The organism is Arthrobacter sp. zg-Y895, from assembly GCF_020731025.1.
GTDB lineage: Bacteria > Actinomycetota > Actinomycetes > Actinomycetales > Micrococcaceae > Arthrobacter_B.
Window position 1 is genome coordinate 856197 of sequence record NZ_JAJFZY010000003.1, and the last position, 18508, is coordinate 874704.

Sequence of the window (18508 nt, forward strand, 5' to 3'; positions counted from 1 at the left end):
TATCCCGGTAAGACTAGGGGGCATGGCGACAGGCGGAGGAAAAAACCAGGAGACCGTCAGTGTGGAGGGGCACCGGCTCCGCCTGACCAACCTGGACAAGGTGCTTTACCCGGAAACGGAGACCACCAAGGCGGATGTGATTGCCTACTACGCTGCCGTGGCCCAGTACATGCTGCCGCACTCGCGCAACCGCGCGGCCACCCGCAAGCGCTGGGTGCACGGTGTGGGGACGCCCGAGCATCCCGGCCAGGTGTTCTTCCAGAAGAACATCGAGGACTCCGCTCCTTCCTGGGTGAAGCGGTTCTCGATCGAGCACAAAACCTCCACCAATACCTACCCGCTGGTGAATGACCTGGCCACGCTGACCTGGCTGGCCCAGTCCGCGGCCCTCGAAATCCATGTGCCGCAGTGGCAGTTCGGACCGCGGGGCAAGATCGGCAATGCGGACCGGATGGTGCTGGACCTGGACCCCGGCGAAGGGGCGGGGTTGGCCGAATGCGCCGAAGTGGCCCGCCTGGCCCGGGCCATCCTCTCGGACATGGGCCTGGATGCCCGGCCCGTGACCAGCGGCTCCAAGGGTATCCACCTCTACGCGGCGCTGGACGGCAGCCAGAGCTCCGACGATATCAATGCGGTGGCCCACGAGCTGGCCCGAGCCCTGGAGGCCGACCATCCGGACCTGGTGGTCAGCGACATGAAGAAGACCCGGCGCGTGGGCAAGGTGTTGGTGGATTGGAGCCAGAACAACGGCAACAAGACCACCATTTGCCCCTACTCGCTGCGGGGACGGTTCACTCCCACGGTGGCCGCCCCGCGGACCTGGAAAGAACTCGAGGATCCGGATCTGGCCCAGCTGGATTATCTGCAGGTGATGGACCGCGTCCACAACGGGTCCGATCCGCTGGCTGGAATGGAGAGCGGCGCCTTCGAGGAGGAGTCGCTGGAGCAGGCCACGGAGGAATCCGGCGGGGCATCAGATGGGGTCCGGTCCGCGGGCGGCGGCGTGGACCGGCTGACCAAGTACCGGAGCATGCGGGACGCCGCGAAGACGCCGGAACCTGTCCCGGAGGAACCATCCACTCCCTCGGAGGGCAACAGCTTCGTCATCCAGGAGCACCACGCCCGCCGGCTGCACTGGGACTTCCGCCTCGAGCACGACGGCGTGCTGGTGTCCTGGGCGCTGCCCAAGGGGCCGCCGGCCACGTCCGGAAAGAACAACCTGGCCGTGCAGACCGAGGATCATCCGCTGGATTACGGCAAGTTTGAGGGACATATTCCCAAAGGGGAATATGGCGGCGGTGACGTCACCATCTGGGATCACGGCACGTATGAACGGGAAAAATGGCGGGACGGCAAGGAAGTCATCGCGGTGCTGCACGGCCAGCCCGACGGCGGCCTGGCTCGGGAAGGGGCAGCCGACCGGCGCTACGCGCTGATCCACACTGGCTCGGGCGGTGACAAGGCGAACAACAACTGGCTGATCCACCTTATGAAGAGCCAGCCGAAGCCGGGCGAAAAGGGGAAGCCGGAAGCTCCGGCCGACGGGTCCGCCGACGCTCCCGCGGATGCTCCCGCGGCTCCCGCCGACACTCCCGCGGATGCGCCGGAATCGCCCACGCGGTCCGTGGCCGCTGCCGCCCGGACACGGCCGGCCACGGCCGCCGCCCCGGCAAAGACGTCATCCGTCGACGTCGGGAAGGTGGCCCGCGACGCGGCAGACGCCTCGGTGCCCGCCGTCGAGCCGATGATGGCAACGCTCGGCAGCCGGGCCGAGATCAACGACGACGACGAGTGGGCCTTCGAGATGAAATGGGACGGGGTACGCGCCGTCGTCACGGTGACGCCGGAAGGCACCCGGCTGATCTCCCGCAACGGCAATGACATGACCGCCGCTTATCCGGAACTGCAGGACCTCAGTGCGCACCTCAACGGGGAGCGGGCCGTGCTGGACGCCGAAATCGTCGCGCTGAACAAGGCCGGCCGCCCGGACTTCGGCCTGCTGCAGCCCCGCATGCACCTCACCAAGCCGCGGGAAATCGCCGCTGCCGCCGGACGGACGCCGGTGCACCTGATGGTCTTTGACCTGCTCTGGCTGGACGGGAACTCGCTGGCGGACCTCACCTACGAACAGCGCCGGGAGATCCTCGAGCAGGCCGTCGAGCCCGTCCCCGACGGGCACCTCCAGGTTCCGCCCGCGCTGGACATGTCCATGGACGAGGCGGTGGCAGCCAGCAAGGAACTGGGGCTGGAAGGCGTGATGGCCAAACGCCGCAGCAGCACCTATTCCCCCGGCCGGCGTTCCAAGAACTGGGTGAAGCTGAAGAACCAGCTGACCCAGGAGGTAGTGGTGGTGGGCTGGCGGCCGGGGCAGGGAAACCGGCAGAACAAGGTCGGTTCCCTCCTGGTTGCAGTTCCGGACGGGGTGGACCTGAAATACATCGGACGGGTGGGGTCCGGCCTGAGCGAGAAGGACCTCGCGACCATCGGTCCGCGCCTGAAGAAAATGTCCCGCAAGACGGCGCCGCTGGACGATGTGCCCTCTGCCGATGCCTCCGATGCCCAATGGGTGCGGCCGGCGCTGGTGGGTGAAGTGACCTTCTCCGAACGCACCGGCACCGGAAAACTGCGCCATCCCGTCTGGCGCGGCCTGCGCCCGGACAAGAAACCGTCCGACGTCGTGGTGGAGACCGCCTAGGCGCACCATGCCGATACTGACCGGAAAGGACCCTAAGATGACCGAGACCAGTGCTGCCTCCACGGCCCGCATTCCCGGTACCGAACCCCATCCCGACAGCGCCCTGGACGGTGTGGACGCCTGGTGGCGGGCCGCGAACTACCTCTCTGCCGGCCAGATTTACCTGCGCGACAACCCGCTGCTGCGCCGACCGCTGGAAAAAACGGACGTCAAGGCGCGGCTGCTGGGGCACTGGGGGACCACACCCGGACTGAACTTCATCTACGCCCACCTGAACCGGCTGATCCGCGAGCAGGAACGCAACGTCCTGTTCATTACCGGACCCGGGCACGGGGGCCCTGCCAATGTCGCGAATGCCTGGCTGGAGGGCACCTACTCGGAGATCTACAGCCACGTGGGCCGGGATGAGGAAGGGCTGCGCACCCTGTTCCGGCAGTTCTCGTACCCCGGCGGAATCCCCAGCCATGCGGCGCCGGAAACTCCCGGATCCATCCACGAGGGCGGTGAACTGGGCTATTCCTTGGCCCATGCCTACGGGGCGGTCTTCGACAACCCGGACCTGGTGGCTGCCACGGTGATCGGCGACGGCGAGGCCGAAACCGGTCCGCTGGCCGCCAGCTGGCATTCCAACAGCTTCCTCGATCCGGCCGTCGACGGAGCGGTGCTGCCCATCCTGCACCTGAACGGCTACAAGATCGCCAACCCCACCATCCTGTCCCGGATGCCCGAGGAACAGCTGCTGAAACTGCTTGAGGGCTACGGCTACCGCCCATATGTGGTGACCGTGGAGGATCCGGCCGCCGTCCGGCAGGCCCACGAGGACTTCGCAGCCGTGCTGGAGACCTGCCTCGCGGAAATCACCGCGATCCAGGAGCCGTACCGCACCGGCGAAAAAACCGCGGTGACCCCGGACGTCCCCGGCGCCGACACCATGGAGCAGCACGCTCCGCGCTGGCCGATGATCGTCTTCCGCTCGCCCAAGGGCTGGACCGGGCCGGCCGTCGTCGACGGACTCCAGGTCGAAGGCACTTGGCGTGCGCATCAGGTGCCGCTGTCCGAAATCCACGACAACCCGGAGCATCTGGCCCAGCTGCAGGAATGGCTGCAGTCCTACCGGCCCGGGGAACTGTTTGACGCTGACGGCCGGCTTGCCGCAGGGATTGCCGCACTGGCTCCGGAAGGGGACCTGCGGATGAGCGCGACGCCGTACGCCAACGGCGGGCGCCTGCTGCAGGACCTGCACCTGCCGGAGTACGCCGACCATGCGGTGAAGATCGATCATCCGGGCTCCGAACGGGTCAGCCCGATGTTTAACCTGGGCGGATACCTGCGCGAAGTGATCCGGAAGAACCCGTCCAACTTCCGGATCTTCGGGCCGGATGAAACAGCGTCCAACCGGCTGCAGGCCGTCTACGACGTCACGGACAAGGCCTGGCAGCAGCGGATTGACGACCTCGACGAACATCTGGCCCGCAGCGGACGCGTGGCCGAGGTACTCAGCGAGCACCTGTGCGAGGGCTGGCTGGAGGGGTACCTGCTGACCGGCAGGCACGGCGTGTTCAACTGCTACGAGGCATTCGTGCACATTGTGGATTCCATGTTCAACCAGCACGCCAAGTGGCTGAAGGTCAGCCGCGGGCTGAGCTGGCGCCAGCCGGTCGCGTCGCTGAACTACCTGCTCTCCAGCCACGTCTGGCAGCAGGACCACAACGGGTTCTCGCACCAGGATCCGGGCTTCATTGACCATGTGGTGAACAAGAAGGCAGACGTTATCCGGGTCTACCTGCCGCCGGACGCCAACACCCTGCTGGCCGTGGCCGGGAACATCCTGGACAGCAGGGACCGGGTAAACGTGGTGGTCTCCGGCAAGCAGCCGGCGCCGGTCTGGCTGGATCCGGAGCAGGCGTTGCTGCATGTGGAGCGCGGCGTCGGGATTTGGGACTTTGCCGGCAGCGAGGCCTCCGGTCCGGGCACCCGGACCGATCCCGACGTCGTGATGGCCTGCGCGGGCGACGTGCCCACGCTGGAAACCGTGGCCGCGGCGGCGCTGCTGAAGGAACACCTGCCGGATCTGAGGATCCGGGTGGTCAACGTGGTGGACCTGATGGTGCTGCAGGACCCGCGCGAACATCCGAACGGGCTTCCGGACCGGGATTTCGACACCCTGTTCACGCAGGATAAGCCGGTGATTTTCGCCTATCACGGCTATCCCTGGCTCATCCACCGGCTGACCTACCGGCGCACCAACCACGACAACCTGCACGTGCGCGGCTACAAGGAGGAAGGCACCACCACCACGCCGTTCGACATGGCCATGCTGAACCAGATCGACCGGTTCCAATTGGCCATCGACGTGCTGGACCGGGTAGCGTCGCTGGGATCGACGCAGGCGTCCTTCCGGCAGCATTTGCAGGACGAACGGGCACGTGCCCGGCAGTACACCCGCGACGAAGGGCAGGATCCGCCGTACATCACCGGCTGGAACCTGCAGGAAGCAGAGCAGGACACGCCCGGCTGATTTTCGCAGGCCAGGTGCGGTACGCACAAGCTTCGGCGGCGCCCGTAAAGGGCAGCACGCCGTGGAAAAGTACGATCCATCCATAGAAGGAGAGTTCATTGACCACTGATCAGACGAGCGTTGTAGTTTCCCGGGTCATCGATGCCTCGGCAGCAGACATTTTCAACCTGTTGTCCAACCCCGAGCGCCACCACGAGCTGGACGGCTCCGGCATGGTGGTTTCGGACGAGAAGACCGACCGCATTACGGCTTCCGGCCAGGTCTTCAAAATGAACATGCACAACGAAAAAATGGGCGACTACCAGACGGAAAACCACGTCACCGGGTACGACCACAACAAGCTGCTGGCCTGGCAGACCGCTCCGGCCGGCACCGAGCCCATGGGCTGGCAGTGGGTCTGGGAACTTCAGGCCGACGGCGCCGACTCCACCGAGGTCACCCTGACCTACGACTGGTCCCACGTCACCGACAAGGAAACCCTGAAGAAGGTCTCCTTCCCGATGGTGTCCAAGGACGACCTTGAGGATTCGCTGAACAAGCTCGCCGCAGCGGTTTCCGGCGCTTAAGGGCTTTTTCTAACGTACGACGGCGGCCGGTGCCTTCCTTCGGGGAGGCGCCGGCCGCCGTCGTTGTAGGGTGGCGCAATGCGTGAAGGAACACTGATCCGTGAAGCCACTCCGCTGGATGTCCCTGCCTTGGCGCGCCTGCGGGCGGTGTGGGCGGCCGAGGGAGGCGGGGACAGCCCAGTTGATGCCGGCTTCGTCAAGGAGTTCAGCACCTGGTTGGCAGCCAACCCCCGCACGTTCTTCGTCGCCGAAGCCGATGGCGGCGACGCCCTGATCGGCATGGTGAACCTGTCGATCTTCGAGCGGATGCCGAAACCGGGCAAGCCGGCCTCCGTCTGGGTTTATCTGGCCAATGCCTACGTGCTGCCCGCGCACCGCAACGCGGGGGTGGGCAGCGCCCTGGTGTCCGCGGCGGTCGACTATTCACGGGGCATCGGGGCGGCGCGGATTGTCACCTCACCGTCGCAGGCGTCGAAGAACTTCTACGCCCGTCACGGTTTTGAGGCGGCGGAGGAGCTGGCCGTCTACCGGTTCTGACATGCCAGGAAGCCGTGCGAGGGGCGCTGGATCTCAATTTATCTACCAGGTTCTTGAAAATCAGTTCTAGCCTGACAGCCTGCCGAACACTAGACTGACCACACACGATTACAGCGCTGGGGGAAGACATGGAAAAACCGACAACACTATATAGTTTTTTAGACCGGAACTACAAGGTCGAAGCATATGATTTTGTGGTCGAGAGACCGCACATGGCGTTGCAATTCGGTCCTTTAGCGCCTACAGGCTTCGTTGAACCTACAATAACCGGGGAAGACAGAACAGACCGTAGTCCATTTATGCTTATTTCAGCGCCGGCCGCCATGGGAAAATCCATAACGAGCGCTGCGATAGCCAGTCGGCTAGGCTGTCCCCTATTCGATCTCGCCGAGGTAACTGTTGGAGCCGATACGCACATCGGTACCCTTAGTTCTGTCTTGAAAATGTCCTCTTTTGCTGACCTTATCGCTAAGTGGACAACAGGCGAAATGCCTATTGTCATTGACTCTTTAGATGAAGCACCACTGCGAAGCGGTGAGCGCGCCTATCTGGCATTCCTAGACTCGATAATCGAGACCGCGCGTCGCTTTGAGAGGCCTGCAGGACAAATAATTCTGCTTGGGCGTCCACAGACGATCGACTTTTTTAGCGGATACTGTGAATCCAACGGGGTTCCAGCGCCAGTCTGGTCATTGGAGGCATTGACGCTAACTTCCGCACTGGATCTTATCGACATCCAGCTTACGCAGCGGCTAGGAGAATCAGCGGCCCACAGGCTCCACCGGGAGCCGGCACGGAGATACTGGCAGGACTATCTTTTACGCTTGGGTGGGCTGATAGCTGGCAATTCAGCACAGATTCGAGCGGAAGAATGGGGTCGTGTAGCAGACTTCTTGGGATATCCTCCCGTGGTTGCTGCACTTGCCCCCACTCTTGAGCGGAACAATTATTCAATTGGCTCTTATGCTGACGGTGATCGATTGCAGGCTCATGATCGCACCGAGGTCTTGGTAAAAATATTGGAGCAACTGACCGATAGGGAGTCTCTCAAGGTTCAGACTCACCTGGCCAAAATGTTTGGCGAACGGCTAGATAAAAGCACGTTGCTGGCCATGTATGCACATGAGGAGCAGCTACAACGAGTGCTCGGAAAGCTGGGGTATGTCGGGAATGCAGAGACTCCAGCCGTTCTCCCTGACAGCCTACGGGGAGAGTATGAGTCATCAATAGACTCGTTCGTTGATGATCATCCGTTCCTCAACGGTGCAGATAAAGCGCTCCCACGCAATGTGGTTTTCTCCGATTACGTTCGGGCACTCCTCGACTGCGAAATAGCTTACATACCGGTCGGTGTTTCTAGCCTCCTGCCGCACCGAGGTTTGCTACCGATCGGCCCGTTCTACGCCAGGTTTGTCCACTATTTCTCGAGTCGGGATGGTGGTGTTGCTTCTCTGCCGTCTGAAGACCTAGTCGATGATCTGGTTAAGTCTTGGCAGGCCACCGTAAGTGATTTGGCGACCCTCTCCTCTTCGTATCATCACGTTGAAGATAAACCCTCATTTCTCGAGCTTGTGAGGTGGCCAGTTCATTCAACGGGCGTTCCCGAGCAGCTCGACTTCGAAATCGTTAAGCCGTCCGGAGTATTGGTGTTGACTTCTCCGATCTCGGGAATCAGGGTATCTACTGACCATGCCGTCTCACTGGCCCCGACAAGTGGTAACCTCGCGCTTGGCCCCAATGTGAGCATCAATGCTGTGAATATAGAGGCATCCCCTGTACAGGAGGTTATCTTTTTTGGTTCTGCAAAGGATCATCATCGCACTGTAGAAGTTGCTTTAATTGCGAATCAGCTGGACGTGATAGGTGACTTCAAGATGAAGTCGATTCCGGCTACAGCGGTTGCCGTGGTAGTCAGTAATAACGTCGACCACAGGTTTGATTCGGTGCGTCCCCGCTTCAAATCCTATGCAAATGTTGACCCTCGCAACATATACCAAGCCGTTCTCAACCTGCGTCGAATCTTCAGCTCGTTTCGAGGAGCGCTCAATATAAACAGCGATCGGTTTAATCGGTATGTTGTCGGTCGAAGTCCCATGATGAAAGCCCTGGCCGACTCATTATTCGCGGTCGGCCTCATGCAACACGGAGGAGAGTCGGAAGCCCTGAACCTAAACCGCCTCAGCGAGTTTGGCGTAAGTTACGGATCTCTGCAAACCGAGGGTTGGGAGGAGAAGTGCTTCCTGATACTCGAATACTGCATTCAAAACGATTCAAAGTTGCGTGCTGTTCTGAGGAAGGAACCATAGCTTTCGGCCTTTGAAGGAGCGCACAACGACGACGGCCGGCACCTTCCATAGGGAAGGCACCGGCCGCCGTCGGGGTAGGCCCTGAGACCGACGAACCAGCGGGGATTAGACCGCGGACCAGCCGCCGTCGGAGGGCAGGATGGCGCCGTTGATGTTCACGCCGTCATCGCTGAGCAGGAACGTGATGGAGGCCGCGAGGTCCTCCGCCGAGGCCAGGCCCGGAATGTTCACGCGTGCCGGGGACAGGCGGGCCTCGCCGTACTCGCTGGTCTTGCCGCCCATCGGAATGCCGGTGGCTACGCCGCCCGGAGCCACGGCGTTTACGCGTATGCCTTCACGGGCATACATGAACGCGGTGCTGCGGGTAATGCCGACGACGGCGTGCTTGGACGCCGTGTAGGCCACACCGGAAGCGGAGCCGCGCAGGCCGGCCTCGGAGGTGATGTTCACAATCGAGCCCTTGCGTGCTTCGAGCATGGTCGGCAGCACGGCGCGGGTCAGGCGCATCAGGCCCTCCACGTTGACGGCGAAGATCTTCTGCCACATGGCATCGGAGACCTCGTGCAGCGGGGAGAAGTCGTCATTGATGCCGGCCACGTTGGCCAGACCGTCGATCTTGGTACCGGCAGCAGCCATGATGCGGTCCACGGCGGCGGCGTCGGTCAGGTCCCCCGCAACCGGAACAATGGCCTCGCCCAGTTCTTCGGCGAGTTCCTTGATCTTCACCTCGGCGATGTCCACGGCAATCACGCGGCCGCCTTCGCGGGCAATGCGGGCGGCGGTGGCGCGGCCGATGCCGGAACCGGCGCCGGTGACAATCACGGTGCGGCCTTCGAAGCGTCCTTCAACGGTCGGCAGGACGGTTTCGGCGATCTCGGGCATCACGCCGCCGTTGGCCTGCTTCACGAGTTCATCCACGGCAGCCTGCGGGAACTTGCCCTGGCTGAGGTCAACCAGCTGCTGCAGCTTCATGGTCAGGGCGGGGCCGAGGGTCTTCTCGTCGCTTCCGGCCTGCGCGAGCATGCCGCGGATGGCGGGGCCGCCGGCGGGGTGGTCGAGCCACTGCTGGACGGTGTTCTGGGCGGTGATAGGCGAATTGGCCACGAACCGGTCCTTTCAATCGGGGAGCGGCCGTAATCTGCGGCCGCCGGTATCGGCAGCTCACCACGATGGTTACACGTGTAAGTTGCCTGTATCGTCAGACTACCGGAGAAATCTCCAATGGATAAGGGCTGACGCCGTCGGGTTTGGGCGGGTCGCAAGGGCTAAGCGAAAGAGGGGCGGAATGAACCGCAGGGTTACGTCCACCGACGTCGCGCAGGCGGCGGGCGTCTCCCGTGCCACCGTCAGTTACGTGCTCAACGGCCGTGCCGGGCAGAGTATCTCCCCCGCGACGCAGGACCGGGTGCTGGCCGCAGCCCGCTCACTCGGGTACACGCCGTCGACGGCTGCCCGCACCTTGCGCCGCGGCCGCAGCGACCTGGTCCTGATGCTGCTGCCGCCCGAGCCCCTGGGCCGCGCCCTGGCCATCATGATCGACGCCGCCTCCGAGGAAGTGGAACGGCAGGGACTGCGCCTGGTGGCGCACCGGCTGCCGGCGCAGGGGGGAGCGCCGTCCCTGGTGCAGTCGCTGGCTCCGGCAGCGCTGATCCTCATCACTCCGCTCCCGGAGACGGAACTGGCAGCCCTGGCGGCCAGCGGCATCAAGGTGGCGTCCCTGCACCAGGCGCTGGAAGACCCGCTGGCGCCGGACCTCGGCATTGGGGCATGCCAGGTACAGCACCTGGCCGCGGCGGGACACCGGCGGATCGGCGTGGCAGTTCCACCGGAGTCCGGTTACGCCTGGCGGGTGGATGTCCGGCTGGCAGCCATTGCGGACGCCTGCAACCGGCTCGGGCTCCCGCAGCCCGACGTCGCCCGGCTGGGCCTGGACGCAGAGGAGGCGGCCGGCGTCGTCGACCGCTGGAGATCAGGACCGCAGCCGGTGACCGCGGCCTGCGCGTTCGACGACGAGCATGCCTTCGCACTGCTGGCCGGGCTGGCCGCGCACGGCCTGACTGCGCCGCAGGACATGGCGGTGATCGGTGCGGAGGACATTCCGCTGGCGTCGCTGGCGGTTCCGCCGCTGACCACCGTACGGATGGACGCCCGGGAGTTGGGGGAACGCTTCGCGCGGATGGCAGTGGCTCCGCTGGACGCACCGCTGGATGTGCCGGAATCCGGTGCGGAAGCTACCGTGCAGCCGGCCGGGCCGGGCCTGCCGCCGGTTCGGCTGGTGCGGCGCGTTTCGGCCTGACCGGGCGGCCGCGGTTCCCCGGCACGCAACCGGTCAGCCGTGCGGCCAGTCAGCGACCGCCTGCTTAATGGCCTGCCGCTTGGCTGCCGAGACCCGTTCCACCAGGTCGATGACCGGTTCCGGGGTGGCCCGGGAGGTGCGGGGCAGCCGCCAGGTGCCCACCGCCACGCCGTCGTCGAGCACGGCCGGGCGGAAGACCCCGTTGCCGCCCGGGACAATTGCCGCCAGCATCGCCGGGCTGGCAACCAGGGAACGGTCCGCGTAACCGAGGATCCACTCATCGAAGGCCGGCACCAGTGACACTCCCGAAGGTTCCGGAATCTCCGGCTCACCGATGATCCACGCCGGCAGGCCCTCCATTTCCACCTGGACCAGATCCGCCACGCCGGCCGCCGCCTTGCGCACCATGGTTTTGGGCAGTTTGGTCCACCAGGCCAGATCGTTCTCCGTGACCGGCCCCCGGGCGAGCACGAAGCCGCGGACCACCGCGGCCAGGCCGGCTTCGTCGGCCGCGCCGGGGTCGACGGCCCGCGGTGCCGTGAGGGTGAGGAGCTGCTCGGTACCGGTCTCGAAGAACTGTCCCCAGTGCGCCAGGCCTTCCACGCAGAGGTGCATCAGCAGGTGGTATCCGCGGCCGTCGGAGGTGTTGATCCCGGCAGCTTCCCAGAGTTCCAGCGCTTCGGAGCGCCGCAGGGGCCGATCGCCCAGGGCTTCGCGCAGGGTGTCCCGGCCCCGCGCGAGGACCGTCCCCTCAAGCCCCAGCTCGGCCCGGCGGCGGGCAGCCATGCTGCGGATCCGTTGCGCGGTGAAGGTCAGCAGTGTCGCCAGCTGCTCCGGAGTGGTTGCGAACAGGGTGCCGCGCATCGGCCAGCCGCGCACCAGCTCACCGCGGTCAAATGCGTTCCGGACGTCCTGGACGGTGGTTCCGGGGCGGGAACGGACGGCAATGGCCCGCAGCACCGCGGGCAGGTCCTGGCCCTGCAGCGCGACGGCACGCCGCACGACGTCGGCCGGGGACAGGTCCGAACCGCCCAGCAGCTGCGAGGAACGCCGGATCCGCCGTGCATCCTGCCCTGAAAGAGAAATGACCACGAGGCAAAGCTATGCGGCACGGCGGTGCCCGGCAAGGTTCCGGCGATCGGCTACTGCCCCTGCTCCGCCTCCCGCGCCCGGTAAAGCTGCATCAACCGGTAACGGCGGCCGAGGGACTCCCGGCGCGGTTTGACCGGTGCATCCTCCGGTTCGGCCGTGAGGTCGATGTGTTCCTTGCCGAAACGCCAGAGCAGCAGGTCATCGAGCAGCCGGTCCGGTCCGGGGGAGTAGCGGTGGTCCAGGGCCGCGCGGACCTTGGTGATGGCCTCGGCCTGCAGCAGCCCGGCCAGGTCCATGGTGGTCTTCATACCGTGCGCAGCCAGCATTTCCGCTGCCCAGCCCCAGTCATCACCGGACTTGCGGTTGACGTGCGGGAGCAGCGTCATCCAGATGTCCCGGATCCGGTTCGGAGTCAGCGGCGCACTGCCCTGGCCCTCCTCGTCCCAGAAGCCCGTGACGGTTTCGTACCGTTCGTGCAGCTCGGCGAAGGCGGTTTCCACCGTCTCCAGCATGGCTGCGGTTGCCGTGAACTGCCGGTCGAAATACGGGCTCCAAGCCCGCGGATCACCGGCCTTGAACCGGATGTCGTGTTCGATCTCGGACCAGGCATGGGCCAGCACGGTACGGATCTGCACTTCGAACAGGTAGCTGCCGTTGGGCCGCTGGTCCGGTTCCAGCAGCTTGTGGAACTGCCGCACGGTCTCGTTCTGGATGGTCCGCAGGATCAGGTGCCGGCTGGAGTAACCGTACGTACCGGATTCGATGGAGCCAATGTCTTTCTCACGGTCGCCGCGGCAGTCGAACTCCGCCCGCTGCCGCTTGATCAGGTTGGCCGCTTCATCCACCTCGTGCGGCAGCGTCATGATGATGCGCAGGCCTACCAGGTCGGTGAGGTTGCGCAGCGGATCCGGGAACAACAGAGTGGGAAGTTCGCCGGGGTGCTCCGGGGGCAGCATCCGGGAAGCCTTGTCCCGGAACGACTCCACGCTCTTGGTGCGCGAGGCAACGAACAGCGGCTTTACCGGGCTGTCGGCAAAGACAGCGCGAAGATTCGCTTCCATCTCCGCGGTGACCGCTTCCAATCCGGGCCGGACCCGGGCGTACTCATCGGTACTGGCCTGGACTATGGGCCGCAGCCGCTCATCCAGTGTGTCCCACGCGCTCAAAGCTGTTCCCTTTCCCCTGCCTGCCCCCCCAGCCTATGGCACGGCGTTTCTCCGACTCCGGCGATAGGCTCCCTATCAGATTAAGCCCCGCGAGCAGAAGGATCGTTATGCCAGCGACTGCACTGCGTATCTCCTACGGTCCGGACGCGGACCAGTACGCCGAACTTACCCTTCCGGAAAGCGGTGCGGCGGCGCCGGCCGTGGTGGTCATCATCCACGGCGGCTACTGGCGCGCAGCCTACGATGCGGAACTGGGCAGGCCGCTGGCTGCGGACCTGGCCGCGCGCGGGTTTGCCGCCTGGAACCTGGAATACCGGCGGGCCGGCAAGGGCGGCGGCTGGCCGGAAACGTTCGAGGACATCTGCGCCGGAATCGACGCGCTGGCGCCGGCTGCCCGGGAGCACGACTTGGATCTCTCCCGCGTCGTCTTCCTGGGCCACTCCGCCGGCGGCCACCTGGCCGTGCTCGCCGCAGCCCGGACCGACCCGCGCGTCCTCCCGTCCGGCGTCGTCAGCTCCTCGGGCGTCCTCAACCTGGCCGAGGCCCATGAGCTGGGCCTGAGCAACGGGGCGGTGCGGAACTTCCTCGGCTGCACACCGGAAGAGGATCCCCGGCGTTTCCGGGATGCGGACCCCATGTGCGCGCTGCCGCTGCAGGTTCCGGTGTGGGCACTGCACGGCGAGGAAGACAGCACCGTGCCGCTCAGTTCCTCCAGCAGCTGGGTGGACGCTGCCCGGGCAAGCGGCACGGCGGCGCAGCTGCGCCTCATTCCCGGCGACCACTTTGCGATGATCACCCCCGGCACTCCGGCGTGGGACGCCGTCGTCGAGGCGGTCCGCGAGGCTGCCGGAATACCTGTTGTTTAAGGAAACCCAAAGGCTGCTCTGTTAGGTTGGCAGTGTGCTTACAGTTATTGGGGAAGCCCTTGTTGATGAAGTAGTCAGCGATACGGCGCCGCGGCGTTCACACCCCGGCGGCAGCCCGCTGAACGTAGCTGTGGGCGTGGCGCGGCTGGGCCGTCCTGTCCAGTTCGTGGGCCGCTTCGGCTCGGATACCTACGGTGCGATGATCGCCGAGCACCTCCGGGCAAACTCCGTGCTGACCGCCTTCGAAGCCGATGACCGGCCGACCAGCGTGGCCACGGCCGTGCTGGATCCGGCGGGCGGCGCCCGGTACACCTTTGACCTGGAGTGGCAGCTGCCGAGCCTTGCGGAGGATCTTCCGGCCCTGCTGGACGGAACCACCATGCTGCACACCGGTTCCATCGCGTCCATGCTCTCGCCGGGTGCGAGCCACGTGCTGCGCGCCGTGGAACAGGCACGGCCCGGCTGCACCGTCACCTACGATCCGAACTGCCGGCCGACCATCATCACCGACGTCTCCTACGCCCGTGAACAGGCCGAGAAATTCGTGGCACTGGCCGACGTCGTCAAGGCCTCCGACGAAGACCTGCAGTGGCTCTACCCGGACGAATCAGTGGAGGAATCCGCCCGGCGCTGGCTCGCTGCGGGACCGTCGCTGGTAGTGGTCACCCGGGGGTCGAAGGGGCCGTGGGCCGTGGCCGCGGCGGGGCACTGCGAAGTAGTCGCACCCACCGTCAGCGTGGTGGACACCGTGGGCGCCGGGGATTCGTTTATGTCCGCCCTCCTGGTGGGGCTGATGGACCGGGAGCTCGACGGCGGTGCCCGCCGCAGCGACCTGGCCCGGATCGGCGTCGGCGAACTGCAGGAGCTGCTTTCCTTCGCCGCGCGCGCAGCAGCCGTCACCGTTTCCCGCGCCGGAGCCAACCCTCCCTACCGGCGCGAAGTTCCCTGATCCAGCCGCACGCCGCGGCATCAATGCCAACTACCTGAAAGGAAATCAGTGGAAAGCCGAGACCCGTATGAGGCACTGCCGCAGGTGCCTGAGTTCACCGTCGAGAGTGAAGAATTTGCGAACGGAGGCACGTTCGCACCGGCCCAGTACAGCGGCAAGATGGGCGTAGCCGACGGCGGCGATGCCTCGCCGCAGCTGACCTGGTCCGGCTTCCCCGAGCAGACCCGCAGCTTTGCCGTGACGATGTACGACCCCGATGCACCCACCGCCAGCGGCTATTGGCACTGGGCGGCCTTCAACATCCCGGCGTCGGTCACGGGTCTCGCCGCAGATGCGGCCAATACGGGGCAGATGCCCGCCGGCACCGTGCAGTTGGCCAATGACGCCGGATTTGCGGGCTTTGTGGGCGCGGCCCCGCCCGCAGGACACGGACGGCACCGCTACTTCGTGGTGGTCCACGCCGTGGATACGGAGGAACTGGACGTTCCGCCGGACGCCACCCCGGCCGCCCTCGGCTTTGCGCTCTTCACCCACACCCTGGCGCGGGCCACGATGATCGGCACCGCTGAAATCCGGGAGGACTAGGGCCCCGCAGGCGGACCCGTTGGGGAGGCCTCGCACCGTTCCGGTCCCCGCCGCAGCCGGAAGTAAGCTTGATGGCATGCAGGAACAGCGGGGGCCGGTACGGCTGATAGCAAGTGACATGGACGGCACCATCGTGGGTGCGGACAACAGCATCAGCGACCGGACCGTGAACGCTTTCCGCGCCTGCATGGCTGCGGGCATCGACGTCGTCTTCGTGACCGGGCGCCCGCCCCGCTGGCTGGACCCCCTGCGCGAGCGGATCGGGCACGCAGGGACCGTGATCTGCTCCAACGGGGCCATCACTTATGACCTGGCCGCCGAGCGCGTCCTCGCCACCCGGCTCCTCCCGCTGAAACAGATGTTCGCCGCCGCGGAGGTCATCAGGGACCTCTTCCCACGGGTACGCTTCGCGGCGGAGACGGTGGACGGCCTCCATCTGGAGGACGGCTTCGTGGACTCCGGATCCGTGGAACTCCTCGGCGGCATAGTTCCCGGCCCGCTGCACCAATCCCTTGCAGGCTCACCGGGCGTGGCAAAATTCCTCGCCCGGGGTGCCGACATCTCCCCGGACGAGTTCCTGCGCCGGGTGGCGCCGGCGGTGTCCGAACTGGTGGAGACCACCCATTCGGCCCCGCGGATGCCGCTGCTGGAAATGTCCCTGCCGGGCCTGAACAAAGCCGTCACGCTGGCCGGCTACGCCAAGGGGAAGGGTATTGACCCGGCGGAAACCATAGCTTTCGGCGACATGCCCAACGACATTTCCATGCTGGATTGGGCCGGCCGGGGCTACGCGATGGCAAGTGGCCACCCGGCTGCCCGCGCGGCGGCGGACTTCACGGCACCGGGCTTCACGGACGACGGCGTGGCGGTGGTTCTTGAGCGGCTGCTCGATGTTCGGGAAGCCTCCGCAGAAGCTGGTGCGCGGTAATTACCACCGCTAGCCAGGCCGCTCCGAGTGTCCAGGCCACCAGCACATCCGTCAGCCAGTGGTGGCCCAGGTAGACCCGGCTCAGGCCCACGGCAAACGTAAAGACCGCTGCCGCGAGCACTGCGGAGACCTTCGCCCAGCGGTTATGCACGTGCAGGATCACCAGGTAGGCCAGGATCCCCGCGATGACGATCGAGTTCAGGGTGTGTCCGCTCGGAAACGAGGCGGAGGATTCGTACGGCGGAACGGCATCCGCCAGGTCGGGCCGGGTCCGTCCGATCAAAGCCTTCCCCGTGACCGTCATGAGCAGTGAACCGGCGGCTGCAGCGGCGGTGAGGATCAGCGGTGTCCAGGAACGCCAGCGCAGGCCCATAACGAGCACCACGAGCCCGGCGATGACGGGCATGCCGATGGTCCCGGCAAGGTTGGTGAAACCGGTGACCGCGGCATCCAGTGCGGGAGTGCGCAGTCCCAATGCCGTTTCCAGCGCCGGCCGGTCCAGGCCGGCGATGCCGTCCGCGTCGGTGACCGAGTCATAGACCTCTGCGGACACCAGGGTCAGGGCCAACGCCGGCAGGAGGCCGACGGCAAGGATCACCAGCAGGGTCACATGCGGCGAGGTTGCGCGGCTGATTGCATGCAGCAGCCGCCTGAGCGAATTTACGGCCGGAGAGGGGTGAGGCGCGGGCACGGGGCTCATGGATCAAGTATGCCAAGCCGCCTACAGAGCCAGTCCAGGTTGTTCTCCAGCCCGGCCCGCCAGACCTGCCAGGAGTGTCCGCCCGGAAGCTCCTGGAACTGCACGTCCGCGCCGGCCGCCCGGGCTGCTTCATACACCTGCCTGCCTTCCGGGGCGTACACCTTGTCCTCGCGGCCGACGACGACGATCCCTGCAAGTTCCGGAAATGACATCCGGCGAAACCGGTCCACGGCATTCTGTTCTGCGAAGGCGGCCTGGTCGCCGTCGAAATACGTGTCCAGTAGGGCCTGCTGCCCATCGGCGTCGGTGGGCTGGTTTTCGCCGGCGATGTCCAGGAATGTCGGATAGGCATCGGGGTGGTTCGCCGCCAACTGCACTGCACAGGTGCCGCCGAACGAATACCCCGCGACGGCCCATTGCCGTGCTCCGGCCGTTCCGGCCCCAAGATGCTGCTGTACCCAGGCGGGAAGGTCCCGGGCCAGGTACGTTGCCGAGTCGCTGACCGTCGTATCCAGGCACAGCGGCCAGTCGGGGTTGGAGTCATTGCTGGCGTCGGGCATGACGACTATCGGAGCCAGTCCGGCATGGCGGGCAGCGAAGCCGTCCATCAGTTCGGCTATACGGCCGCTGACCAGCCAGTCATTCGGGGAGCCCGGTTGGCCGTGGATCAGGACCAGCACCGGCAGGCTGACCGCACCTGGATCGGCCAGATAGGCAGGCGGGAGGTAGATCAGTGCGGGGTGGGACGCGTATCCCGAGGCTGCCGCGGGGATCTCTGCCCGGTAGACCCTGCCTTCGCCGGGCAGGTTCGACGGCGGCGACCAGTCCCGCTCGGAGGCTGCGGGACGGCTGGCCCCGGTTTCCGCGGGACGGGGCAGCGGGTCATGGGTGGCCGAGGGCGGGTCCAAGAGGGAACGAAGTGTGGGGTATTGGGCGTAGGCAAGGTTCACCGTGCAGGCCAACGCCAGCAGTATTGCGAACGCCGCCGCAACGCCTGCGATCCGGCGGGACCACCGGGTGCCTGGAACTGCCAGAAGTCCGGCCGCCAGTTGAATCCCCAGGACTGCCAGGGCGGTGTAGAGGTAGAGCGTCCGCGGAAGAGAAGCATTCCACCAATGGAATATAAGTTCTGCCAGCGCGTAAACCAGTGCCGTGCAGGCGGCCGCAACCAAGAGATAAACCAGGATCCTGGGCAGGCCCAGCCGCCTCCTGGCAATCCCGAGCCAAAGAAGCGCCGCCGCGCCCAGGGCCAGGGCGAGGGCGGGAAGGATCCCGTCAATCAGGGACAGCTCCATCATGGCCGG

At 65.5% G+C, this 18508-nt stretch carries 15 protein-coding genes; 10 read left to right on the forward strand and 5 right to left on the reverse strand.

Going from position 1 to position 18508, the window contains the following annotated elements:
- Positions 1-22 precede the first annotated feature (22 nt).
- The 5 genes from LJ760_RS05820 to LJ760_RS05840 all read left to right on the forward strand — a co-directional run bounded on the left by LJ760_RS05820 (position 23) and on the right by LJ760_RS05840 (position 8622).
- Positions 23-2695 (forward strand): ATP-dependent DNA ligase, encoded by a 2673-nt coding sequence (locus LJ760_RS05820; RefSeq protein ID WP_227920506.1) that lies wholly within the window; start codon positions 23-25, stop codon positions 2693-2695.
- A gap of 37 nt (positions 2696-2732) precedes the next feature.
- Positions 2733-5213: a phosphoketolase family protein gene (locus LJ760_RS05825; protein ID WP_227920509.1), complete on the forward strand. Its 2481-nt coding sequence runs from the start codon at positions 2733-2735 to the stop codon at positions 5211-5213.
- Between the two features lie 98 nt (positions 5214-5311).
- Entirely contained in the window at positions 5312-5779 is a 468-nt protein-coding gene (locus LJ760_RS05830; RefSeq protein WP_227920511.1) for an SRPBCC family protein, read from the forward strand.
- Positions 5780-5857: 78 nt separating this feature from the next.
- The gene (locus LJ760_RS05835; protein WP_227920515.1) at positions 5858-6316 is read left to right on the forward strand and encodes a GNAT family N-acetyltransferase; all 459 of its coding nucleotides are present in this window, start codon (positions 5858-5860) and stop codon (positions 6314-6316) included.
- Between the two features lie 128 nt (positions 6317-6444).
- Positions 6445-8622, forward strand: a complete 2178-nt coding sequence (locus LJ760_RS05840; RefSeq protein ID WP_227920519.1) for a hypothetical protein — start codon at positions 6445-6447, stop codon at positions 8620-8622.
- Positions 8623-8727: 105 nt separating this feature from the next.
- Here LJ760_RS05840 and LJ760_RS05845 read toward each other — a convergent pair whose 3' ends face one another.
- Positions 8728-9726 carry an SDR family NAD(P)-dependent oxidoreductase gene (locus tag LJ760_RS05845; protein ID WP_227920521.1) on the reverse strand — a complete coding sequence of 333 codons (999 nt, stop codon included), beginning with the start codon at positions 9724-9726 and terminating at the stop codon, positions 8728-8730.
- Positions 9727-9907: 181 nt separating this feature from the next.
- Between LJ760_RS05845 and LJ760_RS05850 the strand changes: the two genes are divergently transcribed.
- Positions 9908-10918: a LacI family DNA-binding transcriptional regulator gene (locus tag LJ760_RS05850; protein WP_227920524.1), complete on the forward strand. Its 1011-nt coding sequence runs from the start codon at positions 9908-9910 to the stop codon at positions 10916-10918.
- Between the two features lie 33 nt (positions 10919-10951).
- Here the strand turns inward: LJ760_RS05850 and LJ760_RS05855 are convergent, their stop codons facing one another.
- Positions 10952-12010, reverse strand: a complete 1059-nt coding sequence (locus LJ760_RS05855; RefSeq protein ID WP_227920526.1) for a winged helix DNA-binding domain-containing protein — start codon at positions 12008-12010, stop codon at positions 10952-10954.
- Between the two features lie 50 nt (positions 12011-12060).
- Positions 12061-13176 carry a GTP pyrophosphokinase gene (locus tag LJ760_RS05860; protein WP_227920528.1) on the reverse strand — a complete coding sequence of 372 codons (1116 nt, stop codon included), beginning with the start codon at positions 13174-13176 and terminating at the stop codon, positions 12061-12063.
- A 107-nt stretch (positions 13177-13283) separates the two neighbouring features.
- On the opposite strand from LJ760_RS05860, the gene LJ760_RS05865 reads away from it, so the two are divergent.
- From LJ760_RS05865 to LJ760_RS05880, 4 genes are all read left to right on the forward strand, one after another.
- Entirely contained in the window at positions 13284-14042 is a 759-nt protein-coding gene (locus LJ760_RS05865) for an alpha/beta hydrolase (protein WP_227920530.1), read from the forward strand.
- 34 nt (positions 14043-14076) lie between these two features.
- Positions 14077-14991 (forward strand): carbohydrate kinase family protein, encoded by a 915-nt coding sequence (locus LJ760_RS05870; protein WP_227920532.1) that lies wholly within the window; start codon positions 14077-14079, stop codon positions 14989-14991.
- Between the two features lie 48 nt (positions 14992-15039).
- Positions 15040-15576 (forward strand): YbhB/YbcL family Raf kinase inhibitor-like protein, encoded by a 537-nt coding sequence (locus LJ760_RS05875; protein ID WP_227920535.1) that lies wholly within the window; start codon positions 15040-15042, stop codon positions 15574-15576.
- A 76-nt stretch (positions 15577-15652) separates the two neighbouring features.
- Positions 15653-16504 (forward strand): HAD family hydrolase, encoded by an 852-nt coding sequence (locus tag LJ760_RS05880; RefSeq protein ID WP_227920537.1) that lies wholly within the window; start codon positions 15653-15655, stop codon positions 16502-16504.
- Here the strand turns inward: LJ760_RS05880 and LJ760_RS05885 are convergent.
- Both LJ760_RS05885 and LJ760_RS05890 read right to left on the reverse strand, forming a co-directional pair.
- Positions 16425-17204: a phosphatase PAP2 family protein gene (locus LJ760_RS05885; RefSeq protein ID WP_227920540.1), complete on the reverse strand. Its 780-nt coding sequence runs from the start codon at positions 17202-17204 to the stop codon at positions 16425-16427. The genes LJ760_RS05880 and LJ760_RS05885 overlap by 80 nt on opposite strands.
- Positions 17201-18502: an alpha/beta hydrolase gene (locus LJ760_RS05890; protein ID WP_227920542.1), complete on the reverse strand. Its 1302-nt coding sequence runs from the start codon at positions 18500-18502 to the stop codon at positions 17201-17203. The genes LJ760_RS05885 and LJ760_RS05890 overlap by 4 nt, the downstream gene beginning before the upstream one ends.
- Positions 18503-18508: the final 6 nt, after the last annotated feature.